Below are 255 nucleotides of genomic sequence, written 5' to 3' on the forward strand. Positions count from 1 at the left end.
TCGCTGCGGCTCCGTCTTTTCAACTTAACCTTGCACGGGATCGTAACTCGCCGGTTCATTCTACAAAAGGCACGCCGTCACCCGTTAATGGGCTCCGACTACTTGTAGGCACACGGTTTCAGGATCTATTTCACTCCCCTTCCGGGGTGCTTTTCACCTTTCCCTCACGGTACTGGTTCACTATCGGTCACTAGGGAGTATTTAGCCTTGGGAGATGGTCCTCCCGGATTCCGACGGGGTTTCACGTGTCCCGCC

Annotated in this window: 1 rRNA gene; it reads right to left on the reverse strand. The window is 54.9% G+C overall.

Annotated elements, in window-relative coordinates:
* Positions 1–255: ribosomal RNA gene (locus M3196_RS21870) — 23S ribosomal RNA — on the reverse strand; the annotation flags it as partial.

Source organism: Fictibacillus nanhaiensis (assembly GCF_023715445.1).
GTDB classification, from domain to species: Bacteria; Bacillota; Bacilli; order Bacillales; family Fictibacillaceae; genus Fictibacillus; species Fictibacillus nanhaiensis_D.